This is a genomic window from Pseudomonas sp. NPDC008258 (assembly GCF_042956345.1).
Classification (GTDB): domain Bacteria; phylum Pseudomonadota; class Gammaproteobacteria; order Pseudomonadales; family Pseudomonadaceae; genus Aquipseudomonas.
This window is the reverse complement of the sequence record NZ_JBIBGE010000084.1, coordinates 1-1,055: the sequence shown is the minus strand read 5'-3', so window position 1 is coordinate 1,055 and position 1,055 is coordinate 1. Positions and strand designations below refer to the sequence as shown.

The 1,055-nt window shown below is 65.0% G+C and carries 1 protein-coding gene; it reads right to left on the bottom strand.

What is annotated here, in order from left to right; translation table 11 throughout:
* On the bottom strand, window positions 1-1,055 hold a 1,055-nt coding region (locus ACFY9W_RS29085; protein WP_391138312.1), incomplete at both ends, for an aldehyde dehydrogenase family protein.

The following is a 1,055-nucleotide window of genomic DNA, read 5'->3' as shown; positions in this document are numbered from 1 at the left end:
CGCTTGCCGCCGGCCAGCAGCTTGGCGCCGTCCTTGTGGCCAGCCTCGATGTACGACAGCACGGTGTTCATCTGCTGGGTGTCGACCAGGGCACCCACAGTGGTCTGTGGGTCCAGCGGGTTGCCGGGCTTCCAGCCTTTCAGGGCCTCGACCACCATCGGCAGGAACGTGTCCTTGATCGAACGCTCGACCAGCAGACGGGAACCGGCGGTGCACACTTCGCCCTGGTTGAAGGCGATGGCGCTGGCGGCGGCCTCAGCGGCAGCTTGCAAGTCCGGGGCGTCGGCAAAGACGATGTTCGGGCTCTTGCCACCGGCTTCCAGCCAGATGCGCTTCATGTTCGATTCGCCGGCGTACACCATCAACTGCTTGGCGATCTTGGTGGAACCGGTGAACACCAGGGTGTCGACGTCCATGTGCAGGGCCAGGGCCTTGCCCACGGTATGGCCATAGCCTGGCAGCACGTTCAGCACGCCGGCCGGGATACCGGCTTCGATCGCCAGCTGGGCGATGCGGATGGCAGTCAGCGGGGATTTTTCCGACGGTTTGAGCACCAGCGAGTTGCCGGTAGCCAGGGCCGGGGCGATTTTCCAGCAGGCCATCAGCAGCGGGAAGTTCCACGGTACGATGGCACCGACTACACCCACTGGCTCACGGGTAACCAGGCCAAGCTGGTCGTGCGGGGTCGGGGCGACTTCGTCGTAGACCTTGTCGATGGCTTCGGCGGTCCAGTGAATGGCTTGCGCCGCACCCGGCACGTCGATGCTGGAGGAGTCGCCGATCGGCTTGCCCATGTCCAGGGTTTCCAGCAGCGCCAGCTCTTCGACGTTCTTGCGCAGCAGGTCGGCGAAGCGGATCAGCTTGGCCTTGCGCTTGGCCGGGGCCAGTTGCGACCACACGCCAGCGTTGAAGGTGGCGCGGGCGTTTTCCACTGCGCGGTTGGCATCGGCCAGGTCGCAGCTGGCAACCTTGGCCAGGAAGCGTCCGTCGACCGGGCTCAGGCACTCGAAGGTTTCACCGGATGCGGCATCGGTGTATTCGCCGTTGATGAAGGC